Genomic DNA, 19295 nt, shown 5'->3' on the forward strand with positions numbered 1-19295 from the left:
GGGAAAGAATTGTAATATTGGGACAAACCGGAATACATGCAAAAAAGATTCGCCGGTCTGCGGACCGTCATTTACCGCGTGCCCGATGTTGCGGCGGGCAAGGAATGGTATCGGAAAGCATTTCAGACCGATCCCTATTTCGACGAGCCCTTTTACGTGGGCTTCGAGATCGGCGGCTACGAACTGGGCGTTCATCCGCTGGAGCCCGGGGAAGCGCATCCCGGGACGGGCGGCGTGGAAACCTATTGGGGTGTGGAAAACGTCCGCGAAGCGTATGATTTCCTCCTTTCGCTCGGCGCCACTTCGCATTCCGCACCGCAGAACGTGGGCGGCCCCATCGAAGTAGCCACGGTAACCGATCCCTGGGGCAATATCATCGGGTTGATTTACAATCCGTTGTTCCAGGTGAAACCATAAAAAAAGGGCGCTTGTACGGCGCCCTATTTTTATGGAATGCGATAGGGGTCAGGATGCCGCGGCAACGGGACCGGCCTGTTTCATGGCGGCTTCGGTGGTTACCTGGCGGTTGAGGAAGTACATCATGACCATCGTGATCAGGAGCGCCACTGAAATCACGTACCCCAATACGGGATAATGTTCCAGGTACCCCGTTTCCGTGGAGTGCACGATGCGGCTGGCCGCCACTGCGGCAATACCGCCGGAAAGCTGCTGTATGGCAGCGTTCACGCTCATGAACGAGCCGCGGTCCTGCAGCGTGGGCAGCGATGTCATGGTCGCCTGCATGGGAATGATCCGCGCGAAAACGGCGACCATCATCAACACGTTGATGATCAATGCGAGGTAGAACGGCGTCAGTCCGCGGTTCGTGTAAATCAGCACCATGACGAGCGTCAGCGAACTGGCGGCGTAGAAAATGTTGGCACGGCCCACTTTGTCGGACAGTTTCCCGATGATGGGCGATACCAGCAGGTTCGCCAGCCCGGAAGCCATGAACAGCAGCGTGATGTCGTGTTTGGAAATGCCCATGTTGTGTTGGGAGAACGCGTTGCCGAAGGGCATGAGCATGTACCCGCCGGTGGCGATGAGCACGGTGGTGAAGAAAGCGAGCCGGTAGCGCGGGTTCTGCACCGTATGGGCGAGGTGTTTGAATGCGTTTTTTTCGGTGCCTTTGCCAAGGTGGCCGGTGATCGGTTTCATGAAATAACCCAGCATCAGGCCGAGAAGGGTGCCGAATACGGCGATCATCCAGAAGGGGAAATGCCAGTTGAAGCGGATGGCCAGTTCCCAGCCGATGGGGATGCCGAGGATCTGGCTGAGGGCAAATGCCATCTGGGTGTAGCCCATCACCCGGCCACGCGTTTCGGGGCGGAAAAGGTCTACGATGATGGCCATCCCGATAGAGCTGATCACCCCGCCGAAAAGCCCCGTCACGATGCGCGCCACGAGCAGCGAAGGATAATCGTTGGCAAGGGCGCAAAAGTAAGTACCGATGATAAAACCGGTGTAAAATATCATGAGGATCTTCTTCCGGTCGAACTTATCGGCGAAGCCTGCCGTTGCGATGGCGGAAATGCAGGCGCTGAAAGGATATGCGGCCACAACCATGCCGAACTGTTTGGCGGAGAAATCGTGCAGGAGGATTTCGCCCAGGGGGTTCATGACCATGAAATCAAGTACCACGGTGAACTGCATGAGCGATAATAGCACGATCATGAGCACCTGGTAGCGTGTAAACACGCGTTCTTTGGGAGCGTTTGTTGTCATTGGAGGTTTTGAATCGTAGTGTGTGTCTGTTGTTGCAAAAAGTTAATCGGGCAATTCCTCGCATAAATAGCCGCAGGCTTCCACCAGCCGGATAATGGGCGTGGGGTCGGGGTTGCGGGTCTCGATGCGGAGCACTTTGTCGGTGTCTTCCCGGTCAACGGTCCATTTGTGAAGGCCGGGCGCCTCGTCGAGGACGGGGGCCACCAGCCGGAGGTCTTTTTTGAATCGAAGGTTGGTCCGGAATACGAGCACTTCCATTCCGGATGCCGTTGCATAAGCTGGGTTCATGGCGTCAGGTTTAATGGTGATTGGATAGGTTACAAATCATGCGGGTTTCAGGGCTTTGAGCACTAACTGGAGCGTTTGTTCCATGGCTTCCGGCGTGAGCTCGAACGGTTTGTGGCCGAACGTTTTCTCCTGCGTATGGAACTTGATCAGCTGGTACAGCGGCGCGAACGCTATCGACCAATACACTTCGAAAGGCAGCTCGATCAACTCTTTCCGGTTTATCGCATTGTGCACGAACCTGCCCATCACATCCTTGAACGACGCATAAATCTTGCCCGAAACCTTGTTGTACAGGTGCGAATACCGCATCTTTTCCAGGAATTCCACATCCAGCTGGTGCTTCATGAAGTGGTTGGCGCGGTTCTGCCACTGCTTGCGAAGCCCTTCTTCGAAATGCATCTCGGGATCGAAATCCTGGAGGCTTTCCGCCAGCATGGTATCCGCTACGCGGTAAGTGACCTGCAGGATGAGGTCTTCCCGGTCCTTGAAATAAATGTAGATCGTAGCGGGCGATACACCGGCCGCACGGGCGAGCTTGTTCACCCCAAACCCGTCCAGCCCTTCCCTGACGATCATCTCGATCGCCTGCTTGTGGATCTCGCATATTTTGTTTTCATCCCTCGGTCGCATGATGCCACAAAGATAAGTGAGCGTTCGCTTACTTTTAAAATATTTTTTTGGCTGGATGGGTTGAAATGCGGGTTGGGAGGGATGGGTGGATTGATTTTCAATGGTACGGAATGAAAAAAGGGCCGCCCTGGAAAGGCGGCCCCATGCTTTGGCGATCCTTCCGGCTTTCGGCCGTCGGGCAGCGCGTCAATATTTTTTCGGTAGACATTCCGCAGCCAGATCGCCGGCTGCAGTCCGGCCGGCCCGGGTGCGGAATGTGGGCCGGACGCCGGTGAGGCATCCGGCCGCTCGGCCGCCTGGTTCGCGCGCCAGGCGGCTTGCCTGGAAAGGTTGAGTACGCATGCGGACGTTCGCATGCCTGCATATCTTCGTTCCTCCGGCGGCCCGGTTGCCGTTCGTCAGGGTCTTGGAAACTGGTAGACGTACACGTTTACCCAACCGCCTTGGTGAGGAATTAAAAAATGAATGGGAATTAAAAATTTGTGAAGAAAGGTCAGCAGGGCGGGCGGAAGATGGCGCCTGCGGCGGGAGAGGGATAGCGTTCGTCCACCCATCCCGTAAAGGGTTTCGCCACTGCGCCGGAGACGGCGGGGCGGGGGCTTTCGGTCTGCATCACAACGTCTGCAAACTTCAGCGTAACGGGGGCAGAAAGCATCTGCCGCTCTTCCGGCAAGGCGTTCCCGAAAGCGGCGGCCATGATCTTCGCGCAACCGCAATCCTCCGCGAAAGCGCGGTGGTCGATCACGTAGGCTTTCACCATACACTGCATGTACCCGGTGATCCGGGTCCCGAAGTGAACGCTGGTGAGCGCCAGAAGACATATGGCCAGGAAGGAACGCAAAGCAACCTAAATATAGTAAAAAAATTGGGGATATGAAAATACCTTTTTCCCGATCGCGCAACTCAATTTCCCGATACGATCACCCCGGGCGCCCGCACTGTTGCATTTTTGCAGAACATTTTTGCTCCATATGAGAAAGTTAGTAGGGAAAGTTCATCTTTGGCTGGGTCTGGCGTCTGGGTTGATCGTATTCATTATCAGCATCACCGGCTGCCTGCTGGCTTTTGAGTGGGAGTTGCGCAGCCTGTTCGGCAAACAATGGTTCCACCTGGAGCCGGGCGCCAAAACTGCGCAGGCAGCCCCGCTTCCCCCGTCTGCCCTGCGCGCCATCGCTGAGAAAGAATTGGGCAAAACGGCGCAGGGCATCATCTATGGCGGCAAAAATTATTCTTCCGTGGTGCAGTTCTACGGCCGGGGGGAAAACGCTTATTATCAGCAGGTTTTCGTCAACCCTTACAATGGAAAGGTGTTGAAGGTGTGGGATGCCAGATCGGATTTTTTCCGCGTGGTGCTGGAAGGGCACTTCAGCCTGTGGCTTCCCCGAAAGATCGGCCAGCCCATCGTCGCCTATGCCACCCTCGTTTTCTTCGTGCTCCTGGTGTCGGGGCTCGTGCTCTGGTGGCCGCGCAACAAAGCAGCCCGCAAGCAGCGCTTCTCCGTGAAGTGGGACGCGAAGTGGAAACGCAAAAACTACGATCTGCATAACGTGCTAGGCTTTTATGTAATGAGCATTGCCCTCATCCTCGTGATCACCGGCCTCGTGTGGGGCTTCAAGTGGTGGAGCAACGGCCTGTATTACGTGACCACCGGCGGCAAATCGCTCTCCCAGGCCGTGATCCCCATTTCAGATACTACCCGCCTCACACCCGGCCATTCCGTAGCGCAGAACACCGATATCGTTTGGGCCAGGGTTTGGAAATCGAAGCCCGCGGAATCGGGCATGTCGATGTACTTCGGGGCAGACAAAGATCCGAAAGCCGCCATCAGCGCAACCATCAACCACCGTCCCGGAACTTATTACAAAACGGACAACTATCTCTTCGACCAATACACGCTGCAACCCCTCAAAGCCACAGGCCCTTACGCCGGCAAATATGCAGAAGCGGCCATGGGCGACAAATTGCGCCGCATGAACTACGATCTGCACGTGGGCGCCGTTTGGGGCCTGCCGGGCAAACTGCTGATGTTCTTCGCCAGCCTCATCTGCGCCAGCCTCCCCATCACCGGGCTCTGCGTTTGGCTCGGACGGAAAAAGAAAGCGAAGAAGGCAAAGAAAGTCCCGCTGAAGCAGGCGCCCGTTCAGCCGCAACCCGCATTATCTTAAATTCCTGCGCGCTGGTGCCGATAAAAGCAGTAAGTTTAGCAAATGAAAACATCTGCTGCCTACTGGCGGGAAACACTCCAATTGACACAACATATCGAAGGCGGCTCTTTCCGTGAAACTTACCGTGCACCGATGGCCATCCAGCCAGACGGGTTCGCCGGACCGAGGAACGTTTCCACGGCTATCTATTTTCTGCTGGAAGACGGCGACTTCTCCGCTTTCCATCGCATCGCATCAGACGAAATGTGGCATTTTTACGATGGCACACCGCTCCATATTTATGAAATCCGGCCCGATGGTACGCTGAAAGTTCACCTGCTGGGGCGTAACATCCGCAAGGGAGAACAGTTGCAGGTATTGATCCCTGCAGGCAGCTGGTTCGCTTCCAGCGTCGAGGAATCGGGCGGATATTGCCTGGCCGGATGCACCGTGGCGCCGGGGTTCGATTTCGCCGACTTCGAACTGGCCACCCGCGCTACACTGGGCGCAAGATTCCCGCAACACGCCCAACTCATCGCTTTACTTACCCGGTCATAAATATTCACCCGGGATTTTTTCATGGACGGGAATGCAGTTTTCTTGTCCGGATTTTCTATTTTTCAGGTTTAATCAATTGATATGAGCAGAAGAAATTTTCTCCGTCAAACCGCCATACTTTCCTCCGCCGCGCTCCTGCGCCCGGCGCTCTCCTGGGCTTCGGCCGATCCGTTTCCCGTGGTGCGCGTGCCCGAAGCGCAGCGTAAGTTTCGCAGCAAAGCCGTAGAAGATGCCATCGCCGCCGTGCAGAAAGGTGTGAAAGACCCCGAAATGGCCTGGCTGTTCAATAACTGCTTCCCCAATACGCTCGACACCACCGTCGAATACACCTCCGAAAACGGAAGGCCCGATACTTACGTGATCACCGGGGATATCGATGCCATGTGGCTGAGAGACAGTACGGCGCAGGTTTCGCCGTACCTCCAGCTGGTGGCCAAAGACAAGGATCTCCAGCATCTCATCGCCGGGGTGATCAATCACCAGGTGAAATGCATCCATAAAGACCCCTACGCCAACGCGTTCTACAAAGACGAGAACAAACGCGGCGAATGGGCGTCAGACATCACCGACATGAAGCCCGGTATCCACGAGCGCAAATGGGAAATCGATTCGCTCTGCTATCCCATCCGCCTCGCTTACCTCTACTGGAAGAAAACCGGCGACACTTCGCCGTTCGATACCGCCTGGAAGGAATCCATCGCCCTCACCGTGAAAACGTTCCGCGAGCAACAGCGGAAAAACGGCCCCGGTCCTTACACTTTCCAGCGGACGACCTCCTGGGCAACGGACGGTGTTCCCCTCGCCGGATACGGCTACCCGGTGAAGCCCGTAGGACTCATCTGCAGCACGTTCCGCCCGAGCGACGATGCCACCATCTTCCCGTTCCTCATTCCTTCCAACTTCTTTGCCGTAGTGAGCCTTCGCCAGGCAGCGGAAATCCTCACGGCGCAAAAGCTCGACGCTTCCCTGGCCGCGGAATGCCGCGCATTGGCCACCGAAGTGGAAAACGCACTGAAGAAATACGCCGTAACCACGCACCCGCAATTCGGAAAAGTATATGCGTTCGAGGTGAACGGTTTCGGCAGCTTCAACCTCATGGACGATGCGAACGTGCCCAGCCTCCTGTCGCTGCCCTACCTCGGCGCGGTGAGCCCGAACGATCCTGTTTATGCGAACACGCGTAAAATGATCCTCTCTTCCGAAAACCCATTCCATTTTTCAGGGAAAGCGGGGAAAGGGATCGGCAGCCCGCATACGGGAATGGACCGCATCTGGCCCATCAGCCTCGTGATGCAGGGGCTAACGAGCAAAAGCGAACCGGAAATCCGCGAATGCCTGCGCATCCTCAAAAGTTGCCACGCCGGCAAAGGTTTCATGCACGAATCTTTCCATAAAGACGATCCCGCACAATTCACCCGTTCATGGTTCGCATGGGCCAACACGATCTTCGGCGAGTTCATCTGGAAAGTATTCAACGAACGGCCGCATTTACTGCAATAATTACTTACATTTAATTATTCACGCACCCGACCCCCCGTTTATGGAGCGAAAGCCAGAAGGAAACGCATATTTTATTACACGATGGCAATCCCAGATCAAAAAGGGATTGTTCGAATATATTATTATGCTGCTGTTGCAGAAAAAGGAACGGTACGGGTATGAATTGATCAGCGAAATCAAAAAGCTGGCAGACATGGATATTGCCGAAGGCACCATCTATCCGCTGCTGAGCCGGCTCAAGAAAGAAAAACTCGTGGAATCGAGGTGGGTGGAGATGGACGAAGGCGTTCCGCGAAAATATTACCAGCTGACCGACCTCGGCAACGAATACCTGGAAACGATGTATCAGTATCTCGGCGAACTGATGCAGGCCATTACCGACCTGAAGCATGTTTAAATTAATTCCCGGCAGATGAACGGCGACAAGAAATATATCCTCTCTCTCGATCTCGGCTCCAGTGCTGCGGGCGCCGTGCTTTTTTCCCGCGAGGGACAGGTGGTGAGGCAATTGCAGAAAGAATACGAAAAATATTATCCGCAACCGGGCTGGATCGAAGTGGACCCGAACGAGATCTGGTATACGATGCTGTCGGTGATGGAAGAACTGATCGCTTCGGCGGGCATCCGGGCAGACGAGATCGCCGGGATCGGCATCGCCAACCAGCGTGAAACCACCGTGATCTGGGATAGGGAGAAAGGGGAGCCCGTGTATAATGCCATCGCCTGGCAAGACCGGCGCACGTCCAAACTGGTAGACGAATTCCGTTACCAGGGTTTTTCCGGGCTGGTGCAGCGCAAGACAGGATTGATCCTCGATGCTTATTTCTCCGCCAGTAAAATTTCCTGGATCATCGATCACATCCCCGACGCGCGCCTCCGGGCCGAACAGGGGAAACTCGCCTTCGGGACGATCGACGCCTGGCTGATCTGGAAACTGACCGGCGGAAAGGCGCACGTCACGGATCTGACGAATGCGTCGCGCACGATGCTCTTCAACATTCATTCCCTGGAATGGGACGAAGAGCTGTTGCGCCTGTTCAACATCCCCCATCAATTATTACCCGCGATCTGCTCCAACAGCGAGATCATCGGCTATACCCAACCCGGCCTCCTCGACGCCGCGATCCCCATCGCCGGCGTAGCGGGCGATCAGCAGGCCGCCCTTTTCGGGCAAATGTGCCTGGAGCCCGGCATGGTAAAAAATACTTACGGGAGCGGGTGCTTCGCACTGATGAACACCGGCCCGAAACCCGTCACCTCCGATAACCACCTGCTCACCACCATCGCGTGGAAAATCGGGGACGAAACGACTTACGCCCTCGAAGGCAGCGTATTCGGCGGCAGCTCCGTTTTCCGCTGGATCAGGGATGGACTGGGGCTGATCGAATCCACCGCGGAGATCGAAGCGCTGGCGCAAACGGAGCCCGACAATGGCGGGGTAATGTTCGTTCCCGCCCTGTCGGGATTGGGTACCCCGCACTGGGACCCCTACGCCCGCGGCATGATCATCGGTATCACGCGCGGCACATCCTCCGGCCACATTGCCCGCGCTGCGCTGGAAGGCGTAGCCCTCGGCATCGCCGATGCGCTCGACGCGATGGAGAAAGACAGCGGTCGCGCTATCCGTGAACTGCGGGTAGACGGTACTTCCGCCACTTACGATTTCTTCATGCAGATGCAGACCGATATCCTGCAATACCCCGTTATGCGCCCGGCCGTTATGCCGGCCAGCGCCACCGGCGCCGCATACCTCGCAGGCCTGGCCACCGGCTTCTGGACCCTGCAGGAAATCCGCGAACGATATACGATCCAGCGGGTTTTTGGCCCCGAAGAACAGCCCGGCCCCGCCCTGCGCGAACGCTGGCAGAAAGCTGTAGCCCGCGTCAAAAACTGGGACTTCTAGATTTCTGGTAACCGGTGCCCGGCACCCGACTTATATTCATTTCACGACATTCGAAAAGCAGGCATTCCCGGGGCATAAAACCCCGGGAATGCTTTTTTACCCCAACCGTCCGGAAGGGACAATGCAGCAGTAATATGGCAAAGGGAACAAATCCCCCCTGTCCGCGTTAATATTGTAAACCCCTGACATGCAATGACAAGACAAAATTTACCGGCAGTATTCCAGATTTCCCGGAAATAGCAGGTAAAAACGATTAATTTTGCCAGTATCGGAATACGATGTATATTGTATAATAATGCCTTGAATCCAACAGCGAAAATGAACCGTTTAGAACAACTGCAGCAACTCGGGGAAACCAGCGAATGGGATGTAATCGTGATCGGCGGGGGCGCCACCGGCCTGGGTGCCGCAGTGGAATCCGTGACCCGCGGCTACAAAACCCTGCTCCTGGAACAGTCCGATTTTGCCAAATCCACGTCCAGCAAAGCAACGAAACTCCTTCACGGCGGCGTCCGCTACCTCGCACAGGGCGATGTTGCCCTCGTCCGCGAAGCCAGCATCGAAAGGGGGCTCCTCCTGAAAAACGCCCAGCACCTGTCCCGGAACCTGTCTTTCGTCATCCCCGCCTACAGCTGGTGGGAAGGCATTTTTTACACCATCGGCCTGAAAATGTACGACTGGATGGCCGGGCGCCTCAGCCTGGGCAGCTCCAAACATATCTCCCGGAAAAAAACACTCCATCTATTACCCGGCCTCAAGGAAGACCACCTCACCGCCGGTATCCTGTATCACGACGGACAATTCGACGATGCCCGCCTGGCCGTAAACCTCATGCAGACGATCTACGATAAAGGCGGTGTAGCACTTAATTATGTGAAAGTCACAGGGCTGGATAAAGATGCTGCCGGCCAGTTGAACGCCGTCAGGGCAACCGACACCGAAACCGGGCGCCAGTTCACTTTCCGCACCAAAGGCATCATTAATTGCACCGGCGTGTTCGTCGACGATATCCTCGAGATGGACGACCCCGCCGTCAAACGCAAGATCGTGGCCAGCCAGGGCGTTCACCTCGTGCTCGACCGTTCGTTCCTGCCGGGAGACAATGCGCTCATGATCCCCAAAACTTCCGACGGGCGCGTGCTTTTCGCCGTTCCCTGGCATAATAAAATTGTTGTCGGCACTACCGACAACCCTGTCAACGAAATCAGCCTCGACCCCGTGGCCATGGAAAAGGAGATCCAGTTCATCCTGGAAACCGCGGGTCAATACCTCGATAAAACGCCGCAACGGTCAGACGTAAAAAGCGTATGGGCGGGCCTCCGGCCGCTGGCCAAACCCGAAAAAAGCGAGAAAACGAAAGAAATCTCCCGCAATCATAAAATCATGGTTACGCCTTCCGGGCTCGTAACGATCCTCGGCGGTAAATGGACGACCTACCGGAAAATGGGGGAAGACGTGGTAGACCGGCTGGAAAAGGTGAAAGGATGGGCCGCCACGGAATCCGTGACCCGGAGCCTCGCCGTCCACGGCGCTTCCATCAAACTCGACGAAAACGATCCTTTATATTTCTACGGTGCAGACGCGCAAACCGTGAAAAGCCTCAATGGTGGCGGAAAATTGCTCAGCGAATCGCTGGGGATCAACAGTAACCAGGTTATTTGGGGCATCCGTTCCGAAATGGCGCAGACGGTGGAAGACATCCTCGCCCGCCGTACCCGTGCCCTTTTCCTCGACGCCGAAGAGGCCGTGCGCATCGCGCCGGAAGTAGCCAGGATCATGGCTGCGGAAACCGGAAAAAACGGGGAATGGGAAACCCAGCAGGTACGCGATTTCCAGGAACTGGCCAAAACGTACCGGCTGAGTTAATGTAAAAGGATTACATCCATTTAACTTTTTCTTCAAGAGGCTTCACGCGCCGCCCGGTGCGTGGAGCCTCTTCGGTATAACCGAGGTAGAGGAACCCCATCACCTTGTCTTCGTCGCGCAGCCCCAGGTAGTCCTGCATGGCAGGGGAGTAGGTCATACCGCCCGAGCCCCAGTACACCGCAATGTTCTTAGCAGTGGCCGCGAGCCAGAGGTTTTCCACCGCGCAGGCCGTTGCCGCCACTTCCTCGATCTCGGGGATCTTCGGGTTGGCGCCGCGTCGCATCACCACGGCAATCACGTGCGAGGCCAGGTCGCCCTGGGTCTTCAGTTTCTCGTAATTCCCGGGGATGAATTGTGCGGAAGGCGTGAATTGTTTGTACAGCTCCGCGTGGTCGGTACAGAACTGTTGTACCTTTTCACCGCCGTATACCATAAAGTACCAGGGCTCGGTGAGGCCGTGGGTGGGCGCCCAGTCGGCCAGCTGCAGCAGTTCGCGGATGGTTTCGTCGTCGATCTTCTTTCCGTTCATGGCCGTCGGTTTCACCGTACGGCGGTAAAGGATGATGTCCTGTATATTATTCGTCATGCGTTGGTTTTACTGAGTTGTGCTTTCAATTCTTCGGGAAGGCGCGCCACTTTACGGGCGGTATAGTCGAAGCAGACCATCCCGGTTTTGGCTTCGGCAAGGAGGGTGAGTTGTCCGCCACGGAAGGTGCTGAGGCTGTAAAACAGGTCGAAGCCCACGGAGCTGAACTCCCCGGCCGTCACTTCTACTGTCAGTTGATCGCCGTAAAATCCCTCACCTTTATATACGACGGCCAGGTCGGCCATGATGAGCGCGGTGCCGAGCGCCTTCAGCTCCGTTGCCCCGAAAGAAGCGAGATAGCGGACGCGCGCTTCCTGGAGGATAGACACGATGGCATCGTTGCCGAGATGCCCGCCATAATTGATGTCCGTGATGCGGACAGGCAGCTGGGTGACGAACCGGTAGCTTTCCGGCATGTCTATTTTAACTCTTGCCATGGCGTTCCTGTAAAAAAGCGATGAGCTTTTTGAAGGCCTTCGCACGGTGACTGTACTGGTTTTTCTCGCTCATTTCCATTTCGGCGAAAGAGCGGTCGCCGCCGGCCGGCTTGAAGATGGGATCGTACCCGAACCCTTTTCCGCCCGACCTTTCGGTGAGGATTTCGCCTTCGGCCACGCCTTCGAACTGGTGCTCCACGCCATCGAGGAACACGCTGATAACGGTGCGGAACCGGGCGGTACGGCTGTTGTTGCCTTCCAGGAGACGGAGCACTTTTTCGATATTATCGTCTGCGCTCTTGGCTTCGCCGGCATACCGGGCGGAAAGTACGCCGGGCTCGCCGTTGAGGGCGTCGATCTCCAGGCCGGTGTCTTCCGAAAAGGAATCCTTGCCGGTCATATTATAAATAGTGAGCGATTTCTCGCGGGCATTCTCTTCCAAAGTCGGGTGCGGCTCGGGGATATCGATGTCGATCCCCGCTTCGCGGAGGGTGACGATGGAGAACTGATCGCCCAGCATGGAGCGGATCTCTTTTACTTTATTGTCGTTGTTCGTCGCAAAAACCAGTTCCATATGATTGTTTATATACCGAATAATTGTTTGAGTCCCATCCAGAGGCGGCCTTTCAGTGCCTTGTCGGTTGCAATGAGTTGCAGATCGTCCGAATACAGGACGGGGATGCCGGTGAAGGAGCCGGTCTGGTAGGGTTGGGCGGGCGGAAGGCCCAGGTTGGCGGGGTCGATGGCGAAATGGATGACCTGGCGCGCGGGGATCTGCCGGAGGTAATCCTGCAACCGGAGGCCGGGATAATTTGCTGCATTGACCAATGCAACATCCTGCATGCCCAGTTTGCACGCATTTAATATATTGGCGAGGAGATTAAACGTTTCTTCGCTTAAATACGCTTCGCTTTCGTTTTGTATCAGCAGCAGGATGTTTTTTTGATTTTCGCCTAAATATTTGATTTCAGGCAACACTTTCGCCTCGGCTGGAACAACAATGATTTCCTCCGGAATGATAGGCTGGTGGTACATTTGCGCCAACAGAAACGGGTCCAGCTGTAATCGCTCAAGGCTCATAAATATTGAATTAATACTTAATGTGATAATCCCATGTGTGGGAAAAAACGTTTATTTGCGGATCGTTCGGTGGAACGGGACCATGCAAATGAGCGTGTAAAAATATTGAGATAAAATTGATTAACCATGATGGCAGTAGAATATCCCACCGCTAAATCTACCGTGATGGAAGAAGCGAAGCAGAGGATTAAGGTGACGAAAACCTCGCAGAGCAGGCTCCCCGAGGTAGATTTCGATCACCTGGTATTTGGGAAGAAATATGCAGACCATATGCTGGTGGCGGATTTCGACGGAAAAGAATGGAAAAATGCGGAAATCGTCCCCTTCCAGCCCTTCTCCGTAAGCCCTTCCAACGCCGCCTGGCATTACGGGCAGGCGATTTTTGAAGGGATCAAGGCGTATAACGATCAACAGGGCAACCCCATGATCTTCCGTCCGTACGACAACTATGCCCGTTTCAACAAAAGCGCCGAGCGGATGGGCATGCCCGAGGTGCCGGAATGGCTGTTTATTGGCGGCATGGCCATGCTGATCGACCTCGACCGCGGCTGGGTGCCTTCCAACGAAGGCTGTTCCCTGTACCTGCGGCCGTTTATGATCGCGATGGACGAGTTCATCGGCGTTCGGCCTTCGGACACATACCGGTTTGCGGTGATTAATAGTCCCTCGGGCCCTTATTTCAACAAGCCTATTCACCTGCTGGTGCAGGACAAATACATCCGTGCATTCCCCGGAGGCGTGGGCTACGCGAAAGCAGCGGGCAACTACGGCGGGGCGATGTACCCGACCATGCAGGCGCGCAAGGATGGTTACGACCAGATCTTGTGGGTGGACGGCGCGGAACATAAGTGGCTGCAGGAATGCGGTACCATGAACGTGTTCGTGATCATTGGCAACCGTGCCATTACGCCTGATCTCACGAACGGGACGATCCTGGCGGGCGTGACCCGTACCAGCGTGATGGACGTGCTGGCCGATATGGGCCTGGAAGTGGAAGAGCGCCCGGTTTCCATCGAGGAAGTGGTGGCGGCCCACCAGAACGGTACCCTGCGCGAAGTGTTCGGGACGGGCACGGCGGCGAGCGTGGCGTATGTGGAGCAGCTGGATTATAAAGATCACAAGATCAGCCTGGATACCACTAAATATGAAGTGGGGCCGGAGGTTATCGAGCGTTTGGACGCGGTGCGGACGGGCAAAGTGGCCGATACGCGGGGCTGGAATTTCATAATCGACTGATAACCAGTAGATGTTCATATAGGAAGCCGGGTTGTGTAAGCGCAGCCCGGTTTTTTATTTTGGGGATATCATGTATATAAAGGAGTGGGCGGGGTGCTTGCAGGGCACATGGAATCGTCGTATCTTTGCGGCCTTATGACGCTTTCGGTATTCAAAACGACTTTGCAGCACGACGTGCCGCCGGCGGGGTTAACGCCCGCTTTGCTGGCGATGTGGTGGGACGGCAAAGGTAATTGGGACCGGAGTCACGATATCGCGCAGGAAGACCATTCGGGTGCGGGGTCGTGGGTGCATGCGTACCTTCACCGGAAGGAGGGGGACGCGGGCAATGCGGCGTATTGGTATGCCCGGGCGGGGAAGCCTGTGTTCCGGGGTACTGTAGAGGAGGAGTGGGACCAGCTTTCGGGGGCTTTATTGATGGAAAATACCCGTTAATTGGCCTTTTTCGGAAAAAACTTCCTTGTAATTTTGTAATGTAATAGGGAAGTGATACCTTTGCCCTCCCAAATTCCCTTTATCGGGAACATCGGGTTTCATTGTAAAACGTAGTAAAATATAAAATAGGTAAGAATGCCTACTATACAACAATTAGTAAGAAAAGGAAGAGAAATTATCCGGGCCAAATCCAAGTCCAGAGCGTTGGATGCTTGCCCGCAGCGTCGTGGCGTATGTACCCGTGTGTACACTACCACTCCGAAGAAACCGAACTCCGCACTGCGTAAGGTTGCGAAAGTGAAGCTTACCAACAAAGTGGAAGTGATCGCTTACATTCCGGGTGAAGGCCATAACCTGCAGGAGCACTCTATCGTACTGATCCGTGGTGGCAGGGTGAAAGACCTTCCGGGTGTTCGTTACCACATCGTTCGCGGTAGCCTCGATACTGCCGGTGTGAAAGACAGGAAGCAAAGCCGTTCCAAGTATGGTACCAAAAAGGAAAAGGCTAAAAAATAATTTGTAATAAATAGTCGAAATTTTTCAAATAAATGAGAAAGCAAGCTGCGAAAAAATTACCCCTGGCTCCCGATCCCAGGTTCCAGGACAAACTGGTAACCCGTTTCGTGAATAACATCATGGAGCAAGGAAAAAAGAGCATTGCCTACCGTATTTTTTATGATGCGGTTGACCGTGTAAGCCAAATGACCAACGAAAACGGTTACGATGTTTGGAAAAAAGCGCTTAGCAATGTAACTCCTGCGGTTGAAGTACGTAGCCGTCGTATCGGTGGTGCTACTTTCCAGATTCCCGCTGAAGTTCGTCCCGACCGTAAGGTGTCTCTGAGCATCAAATGGCTGGTTCGTTATGCAGGTGACAGAAATGGTAAGAGCATGGCTGAGAAACTGGCGAACGAGATCGTAGCCGCCAGCAAAGGTGAAGGTGCCGCTTTCAAAAAGAAAGAAGATACGCACCGTATGGCTGAAGCCAACAAGGCATTCTCCCACTTCAAGGTATAACCATTCCGTTTTTTTAAGACGGTTTGTAAACATATTACAGGCTGATCCGGTATTCCGGGTCAGCCTTATGTTTTTGGGCTTTTCCCATTTGTTACCGCTGTTTGAGATAGCTTGTTTTCCGGATTGGCCTTGGTTTTATGCTATCCCATTTGTCAGCGCCAATTGAGACATCATTGCTTCCATGGCCGCATGCCGAAGTGCTGAACCTGATGGCCTATTCCCGTATCATGCTGAAGGAGTACCTTCCGGCCCGGTTAAGTTCTAAGCTCCCCACTTGTTTCACTATTCGGGATTTATAGTGCAGTTGCATGTACATACATCCCAACTCCATTTTCTACGTCTATACAGCCGCCGGATCCAGGTATAATTGAATATGGCTCCCTTTCGTCATGAATTCAATATTTCGTTTCCTCTTTTCAATTTCTCCTTTCAACTTGAATGGTAGAAAAGCAGATGCATGGCTTTAGGTACATTTCCTTGTAAACCCATTGTTTTAACCCCCTCACGACCTTTCGTTCAGCTTTGAAAACTGCGGGCCGAATGGTGGAAATCAAAAACGTAGGTACATATCCCTGTGAACCCATTGTATTAACCCCTCACGCCCTTTCGTTCAGCTTTGAAAGCAGGGGCCGAATGGTGAGATCAAAAACGAAGCTCCAATTCAATCTCTCAACCAGGTCATGTATGTTGCAGCAGTTGTTAATCTTTCCTTCAGTGATTGGTCTGATGAAGATGCGCGACCGGATGATCGAGACATTTCCAACAATGGAGATACCAACAAAATCATGGCAACCGTGGCTGTTGCAGCATGCAGTTAAACAACTCGAAAATTACTCGTTTTAGGGGCTCAACAACAGCAGGGACAAGACTTTTATCAGATAAGAACACCAGCAGAACTTAACGGGATAACCGGGAAAAGGTACGGATCATGATTGCTGCCGGGCGCAGGTATAATGGAAGCGAATCGTAACTGTTGATCGAAATGACAGGAAATAAAAATGGCCGCCTCCATAGGAAGCGGCCATCATAGCATGGCTAAACGAAGTTTGTGTTACTTCACATTCACCAGCACTTTTATTTTTCCTGTTCCGGAAGCGAGTTCCTGGAGGGCTTTACCGAGTACCTGGCCGGTTTTCACTTTGTCGGGATCGGCTTTCATGGCGTAGCCGGGCCTGCTGGAAGTTACGAGGAGATCGCCGCGGGAGATGGGGCCGCCTTCGTCGCAGACTTTGGTGGGGATAACGCCCACTACGCCCATGGGTACCTGTCCTTCCACTTCGTCCGTACCTTCCTGTTCGGTCAGCAACACGCCGGGTTTGGTGGCGTAAACGCCGGCAACGAGGGTAGAGTAGGGCTGCGCGGATTTTTCGACCATCCGGTCTTTGCTTTTGGAAATCACGAGCACGTCTCCGGTTTCATAGGTGTTGAGGTCGCCATGAACATCGAATGCTTCGGCGATGTCTGCCCCGCTGTTTTGGGTACCACCGTTGAAGAATCCGCGGCCAGCTTTGTTTACGCGGGCCACATTCGCTCCTACGTTTCTGAATACAGCGATATTGCCGGAAGCACCGCGGTGGTCTACTAACAGCGCACTACCGGTGCCGTCGTTGCGGACGTCTAACGTTGTCTGACCATTGGCGGTATTGAAGTTGGTGAACCGCCCGGCCCGTCCGGTACCGAAGTTGGGTGTCCAGCCATAGATCGCGGTGCCGGAGCCATCGGCATTGGCCTCTACCGCGTTGCCGTCATTGGCATTCGCTACAATGCCTTCGCCCGTACCATTCGTCAGTGCGATCAGGGCAGGGCGCGGGTTGGTGGCATTGGAAATATAAAACAATCCACCCGTACCGCCGGTTCCGTCTGCGCGGCCGTAAATGCCGGCGGTGCCGAAGTTGGCGAACTGGGAGTTAACGACGCCTACCACACCAGCGGAAGTGCCCAGGGTATTATCAACTGTGAATTCTCCCGCGTTGCCGTTCCCAACGGTTTTGGACGTGATTACGGGATTATTGTTGTCTTCGTTGAAGATCTCGAACCGTCCTGCGCGGCCTTCGGAAAACGAGGGGACCCATCCATAAACGGCGGTACCGGTTCCGTCGATATTAGCTTCTACCGCATTACCGCCTTTACCGGCGTTGGCGGTGATGGCGTTGCCGTTACCGTCGGTGAGCGCGATCAGGGATGCGCCGTTACCGGCAGGGTTGGATGCATAAAACAGGCCCGCCCGGCCACCGGTCCCGGAAGAAATCCCGAATACGCCGGCTGCGCCAAAGTTGCCGAAGATGGTATTTACTTCCGCTCTAACGGCAGCGCCTACACTGTTGGTATTGTCCAACAGGAAGGAGGAGGCGTTGCCGAGGGTATTGTCGGGAATGTTGCCCAGGCTGTTGGACACCACTTCCAGGATGTTGGCATCCGTATTGGCGGAATTGAAATTTTCGAATCGTCCTGCACGGCCGGTACTGTTGTTCAGGCCTACCTGTCCAAGCACCCCTATACCTGTATTGGATGTATTGGTAGCGATGAACCCACGCACGCCATATCCACCGCCATCGTTTCTACCAACCACTGCACCGGCGATATCGCTGGTGGTTCGGCCAACAACCGCTTCACCGCCGCCGTTGTTATCGCCTACCACACCCGCACTGGTCTGTGCACTGGTGATGCCATGAATACCGAAACCCGCAACGGTAGAAGCTCTTACGCCGGCGCCATTCCCTGTTGTCGTAACATTGACAACGGTGCCGTTGCCCACCGTATTGGCGACAACCACATTGTTGCTGTTTGCATTATTAAAAATGGAAAAGTTGGCTGGAATGCCGTTGTTGCTGGTTGCATTGAGCCCTGTCCCGGTATTACTATTGGCATATACGCCATAACCGTTTGCGGAAGCGTTTCCATAAACGCCCAAACCATTCGGGGTAACACCGTACACGCCCCAGCCGGAGCCGTTCTGCGATCCATACACACCAATCCCCAGGCCTCCGGTGCCATTATTGATCCCCCGCACGCCGGCAGAAAAGCCCCCGGGCGAAGCGGAGGTCACGATCCCGCGCATCGCCGTAATATTACTGGTCGATGTATTATTAACACCTTCCACCGATGTGCCGTCTCCGTTATTGGTAATGGAAAACAGCGTAGCCGCATTGTTTTCAACCGCAGCGTAGGGGAGCGTAAGCCCGCCGCCACCGGCATTATCCGCTGAGGGTATCCAGTTCACGCCATCGTATTTCAATACCTGACCGGCTACCGGCGCCGTATTGGAAACGGGTATGGCCTGGATTTTTGCGACGATGGGGTTGGGATAATTTCCACCGAGATCGCCACCAGCTGCGCCATTCGGAGGCAGGCTCGTCGGGATAACTCCTGCCGCGAGCTTGGGCAGGGTGATGGAACCATCTGCCACTTGCGCGGTACCTACTGCGTCGTTAGCGATGGTAGGATTGGGATAGGTTCCGCTGAGCGATCCACCTGCGGCGACACCGTTAATGTCTCCGGCAGGTCCTTGCGGCCCGACTGGCCCGGCAGGCCCAATCGGCCCAATCGGTCCGGCAGGTCCAACGGGCCCGGCAATTCCGGCAGGCCCAACAGGCCCTTGCGGCCCCACTGCACCATCAGCACCGGCAGGCCCAACGGGTCCTTGCGGCCCGGCAGCGCCAACTGGCCCGACTGGCCCTTGTGGCCCCACTGCGCCATCAGCACCGGCAGGCCCCACAGGTCCTTGCGGCCCGGCAGCTCCAACTGGCCCTGCAGGCCCTTGCGGTCCTACTGCGCCATCAGCACCGGCAGGCCCTACAGGTCCTTGCGGCCCGGCGGCTCCAACTGGCCCTGCAGGCCCTTGCGGTCCTACTGCGCCATCAGCACCGGCAGGCCCTACAGGTCCTTGCGGCC

21 protein-coding genes and 1 pseudogene are annotated in these 19295 nt (G+C 55.1%); 12 read left to right on the forward strand and 10 right to left on the reverse strand.

Annotated elements, in window-relative coordinates:
• Nucleotides 1-36 precede the first annotated feature (36 nt).
• The gene (locus ACQKLP_RS26430; protein ID WP_427326220.1) at nucleotides 37-417 is read left to right on the forward strand and encodes a VOC family protein; all 381 of its coding nucleotides are present in this window, start codon (nucleotides 37-39) and stop codon (nucleotides 415-417) included.
• 48 nt (nucleotides 418-465) lie between these two features.
• On the opposite strand, the gene ACQKLP_RS26435 is transcribed toward ACQKLP_RS26430, so the two are convergent.
• The 4 genes from ACQKLP_RS26435 to ACQKLP_RS26450 all read right to left on the reverse strand — a co-directional run bounded on the left by ACQKLP_RS26435 (nucleotide 466) and on the right by ACQKLP_RS26450 (nucleotide 3484).
• A complete protein-coding gene (locus tag ACQKLP_RS26435; protein ID WP_427326222.1) occupies nucleotides 466-1725 on the reverse strand; it encodes an MFS transporter in 1260 nt (419 codons plus the stop codon).
• Between the two features lie 42 nt (nucleotides 1726-1767).
• Nucleotides 1768-2013: a hypothetical protein gene (locus tag ACQKLP_RS26440; protein ID WP_341841169.1), complete on the reverse strand. Its 246-nt coding sequence runs from the start codon at nucleotides 2011-2013 to the stop codon at nucleotides 1768-1770.
• Between the two features lie 36 nt (nucleotides 2014-2049).
• Nucleotides 2050-2643: a TetR/AcrR family transcriptional regulator gene (locus ACQKLP_RS26445; RefSeq protein ID WP_427326224.1), complete on the reverse strand. Its 594-nt coding sequence runs from the start codon at nucleotides 2641-2643 to the stop codon at nucleotides 2050-2052.
• Between the two features lie 493 nt (nucleotides 2644-3136).
• Nucleotides 3137-3484 carry a hypothetical protein gene (locus ACQKLP_RS26450; protein ID WP_427326226.1) on the reverse strand — a complete coding sequence of 116 codons (348 nt, stop codon included), beginning with the start codon at nucleotides 3482-3484 and terminating at the stop codon, nucleotides 3137-3139.
• Nucleotides 3485-3614: 130 nt separating this feature from the next.
• On the opposite strand from ACQKLP_RS26450, the gene ACQKLP_RS26455 reads away from it, so the two are divergent.
• From ACQKLP_RS26455 to ACQKLP_RS26480, 6 genes are all read left to right on the forward strand, one after another.
• A complete protein-coding gene (locus tag ACQKLP_RS26455) occupies nucleotides 3615-4808 on the forward strand; it encodes a PepSY-associated TM helix domain-containing protein (RefSeq protein WP_427326228.1) in 1194 nt (397 codons plus the stop codon).
• A 42-nt stretch (nucleotides 4809-4850) separates the two neighbouring features.
• Nucleotides 4851-5345: a cupin domain-containing protein gene (locus tag ACQKLP_RS26460; protein ID WP_341841165.1), complete on the forward strand. Its 495-nt coding sequence runs from the start codon at nucleotides 4851-4853 to the stop codon at nucleotides 5343-5345.
• Nucleotides 5346-5426: 81 nt separating this feature from the next.
• Nucleotides 5427-6845, forward strand: a complete 1419-nt coding sequence (locus ACQKLP_RS26465) for a glycoside hydrolase family 125 protein (protein WP_427326230.1) — start codon at nucleotides 5427-5429, stop codon at nucleotides 6843-6845.
• A gap of 124 nt (nucleotides 6846-6969) precedes the next feature.
• Entirely contained in the window at nucleotides 6970-7242 is a 273-nt protein-coding gene (locus ACQKLP_RS26470) for a PadR family transcriptional regulator (protein ID WP_341841163.1), read from the forward strand.
• A 15-nt stretch (nucleotides 7243-7257) separates the two neighbouring features.
• Complete coding sequence (glpK, locus tag ACQKLP_RS26475; RefSeq protein ID WP_427326233.1) at nucleotides 7258-8748, forward strand: glycerol kinase GlpK; 1491 nt, start codon at nucleotides 7258-7260, stop codon at nucleotides 8746-8748.
• A 318-nt stretch (nucleotides 8749-9066) separates the two neighbouring features.
• Nucleotides 9067-10614: a glycerol-3-phosphate dehydrogenase/oxidase gene (locus ACQKLP_RS26480; protein ID WP_427326235.1), complete on the forward strand. Its 1548-nt coding sequence runs from the start codon at nucleotides 9067-9069 to the stop codon at nucleotides 10612-10614.
• Between the two features lie 10 nt (nucleotides 10615-10624).
• Here the strand turns inward: ACQKLP_RS26480 and ACQKLP_RS26485 are convergent, their stop codons facing one another.
• From ACQKLP_RS26485 to ACQKLP_RS26500, 4 genes are read right to left on the reverse strand one after another with little or no spacing between them, the layout of a single operon-like run.
• Entirely contained in the window at nucleotides 10625-11200 is a 576-nt protein-coding gene (locus tag ACQKLP_RS26485; RefSeq protein ID WP_423737555.1) for a nitroreductase family protein, read from the reverse strand.
• Complete coding sequence (locus ACQKLP_RS26490) at nucleotides 11197-11637, reverse strand: acyl-CoA thioesterase (RefSeq protein WP_427326238.1); 441 nt, start codon at nucleotides 11635-11637, stop codon at nucleotides 11197-11199. The genes ACQKLP_RS26485 and ACQKLP_RS26490 overlap by 4 nt, the downstream gene beginning before the upstream one ends.
• The gene (gene rdgB / locus ACQKLP_RS26495) at nucleotides 11624-12211 is read right to left on the reverse strand and encodes an RdgB/HAM1 family non-canonical purine NTP pyrophosphatase (protein ID WP_427326240.1); all 588 of its coding nucleotides are present in this window, start codon (nucleotides 12209-12211) and stop codon (nucleotides 11624-11626) included. The genes ACQKLP_RS26490 and rdgB overlap by 14 nt, the downstream gene beginning before the upstream one ends.
• Nucleotides 12212-12219: 8 nt before the next feature.
• Nucleotides 12220-12717, reverse strand: a complete 498-nt coding sequence (locus ACQKLP_RS26500; RefSeq protein ID WP_427326242.1) for a hypothetical protein — start codon at nucleotides 12715-12717, stop codon at nucleotides 12220-12222.
• 126 nt (nucleotides 12718-12843) lie between these two features.
• Here ACQKLP_RS26500 and ACQKLP_RS26505 point away from each other — a divergent pair, with 126 nt between their 5' ends.
• The 5 genes and pseudogenes from ACQKLP_RS26505 to ACQKLP_RS26525 all read left to right on the forward strand — a co-directional run.
• On the forward strand, nucleotides 12844-13953 hold the full coding sequence (locus tag ACQKLP_RS26505; protein ID WP_427326244.1) for a branched-chain amino acid aminotransferase: 1110 nt from the start codon (nucleotides 12844-12846) through the stop codon (nucleotides 13951-13953).
• 135 nt (nucleotides 13954-14088) lie between these two features.
• Nucleotides 14089-14388, forward strand: coding sequence for a hypothetical protein (locus tag ACQKLP_RS26510; protein WP_427326245.1), 300 nt, complete (start codon nucleotides 14089-14091; stop codon nucleotides 14386-14388).
• 135 nt (nucleotides 14389-14523) lie between these two features.
• Entirely contained in the window at nucleotides 14524-14904 is a 381-nt protein-coding gene (gene rpsL / locus ACQKLP_RS26515; protein ID WP_109698242.1) for a 30S ribosomal protein S12, read from the forward strand.
• A 32-nt stretch (nucleotides 14905-14936) separates the two neighbouring features.
• Complete coding sequence (gene rpsG / locus ACQKLP_RS26520) at nucleotides 14937-15404, forward strand: 30S ribosomal protein S7 (protein ID WP_427326247.1); 468 nt, start codon at nucleotides 14937-14939, stop codon at nucleotides 15402-15404.
• A gap of 635 nt (nucleotides 15405-16039) precedes the next feature.
• Nucleotides 16040-16222, forward strand: a pseudogene (locus ACQKLP_RS26525) (DUF6934 family protein); the annotation flags it as partial.
• Nucleotides 16223-16455: 233 nt separating this feature from the next.
• On the opposite strand, the gene ACQKLP_RS26530 reads toward ACQKLP_RS26525, so the two are convergent.
• Both ACQKLP_RS26530 and ACQKLP_RS26535 read right to left on the reverse strand, forming a co-directional pair.
• Nucleotides 16456-18810: a beta strand repeat-containing protein gene (locus ACQKLP_RS26530; protein WP_427326249.1), complete on the reverse strand. Its 2355-nt coding sequence runs from the start codon at nucleotides 18808-18810 to the stop codon at nucleotides 16456-16458.
• A gap of 11 nt (nucleotides 18811-18821) precedes the next feature.
• Complete coding sequence (locus tag ACQKLP_RS26535) at nucleotides 18822-19145, reverse strand: hypothetical protein (protein ID WP_427326251.1); 324 nt, start codon at nucleotides 19143-19145, stop codon at nucleotides 18822-18824.
• Between the last annotated feature and the right edge of the window lie 150 nt (nucleotides 19146-19295).

The sequence above is a fragment of the Chitinophaga sp. NPDC101104 genome (assembly GCF_050277495.1).
GTDB lineage: Bacteria > Bacteroidota > Bacteroidia > Chitinophagales > Chitinophagaceae > Chitinophaga.

Bases quoted from the DNA above. Each gene is read 5' to 3' on its own strand.
- ACQKLP_RS26430 (WP_427326220.1), top strand. From the start codon at position 37: ATGCAAAAAAGATTCGCCGGTCTGCGGACCGTCATTTACCGCGTGCCC.
- ACQKLP_RS26435 (WP_427326222.1), bottom strand. From the start codon at position 1,725: ATGACAACAAACGCTCCCAAAGAACGCGTGTTTACACGCTACCAGGTG.
- ACQKLP_RS26440 (WP_341841169.1), bottom strand. From the start codon at position 2,013: ATGAACCCAGCTTATGCAACGGCATCCGGAATGGAAGTGCTCGTATTC.
- ACQKLP_RS26445 (WP_427326224.1), bottom strand. From the start codon at position 2,643: ATGCGACCGAGGGATGAAAACAAAATATGCGAGATCCACAAGCAGGCG.
- ACQKLP_RS26455 (WP_427326228.1), top strand. From the start codon at position 3,615: ATGAGAAAGTTAGTAGGGAAAGTTCATCTTTGGCTGGGTCTGGCGTCT.
- ACQKLP_RS26460 (WP_341841165.1), top strand. From the start codon at position 4,851: ATGAAAACATCTGCTGCCTACTGGCGGGAAACACTCCAATTGACACAA.
- ACQKLP_RS26465 (WP_427326230.1), top strand. From the start codon at position 5,427: ATGAGCAGAAGAAATTTTCTCCGTCAAACCGCCATACTTTCCTCCGCC.
- ACQKLP_RS26470 (WP_341841163.1), top strand. From the start codon at position 6,970: ATGCTGCTGTTGCAGAAAAAGGAACGGTACGGGTATGAATTGATCAGC.
- glpK (WP_427326233.1), top strand. From the start codon at position 7,258: ATGAACGGCGACAAGAAATATATCCTCTCTCTCGATCTCGGCTCCAGT.
- ACQKLP_RS26480 (WP_427326235.1), top strand. From the start codon at position 9,067: ATGAACCGTTTAGAACAACTGCAGCAACTCGGGGAAACCAGCGAATGG.
- ACQKLP_RS26485 (WP_423737555.1), bottom strand. From the start codon at position 11,200: ATGACGAATAATATACAGGACATCATCCTTTACCGCCGTACGGTGAAA.
- ACQKLP_RS26490 (WP_427326238.1), bottom strand. From the start codon at position 11,637: ATGGCAAGAGTTAAAATAGACATGCCGGAAAGCTACCGGTTCGTCACC.
- rdgB (WP_427326240.1), bottom strand. From the start codon at position 12,211: ATGGAACTGGTTTTTGCGACGAACAACGACAATAAAGTAAAAGAGATC.
- ACQKLP_RS26500 (WP_427326242.1), bottom strand. From the start codon at position 12,717: ATGAGCCTTGAGCGATTACAGCTGGACCCGTTTCTGTTGGCGCAAATG.
- ACQKLP_RS26505 (WP_427326244.1), top strand. From the start codon at position 12,844: ATGATGGCAGTAGAATATCCCACCGCTAAATCTACCGTGATGGAAGAA.
- ACQKLP_RS26510 (WP_427326245.1), top strand. From the start codon at position 14,089: ATGACGCTTTCGGTATTCAAAACGACTTTGCAGCACGACGTGCCGCCG.
- rpsL (WP_109698242.1), top strand. From the start codon at position 14,524: ATGCCTACTATACAACAATTAGTAAGAAAAGGAAGAGAAATTATCCGG.
- rpsG (WP_427326247.1), top strand. From the start codon at position 14,937: ATGAGAAAGCAAGCTGCGAAAAAATTACCCCTGGCTCCCGATCCCAGG.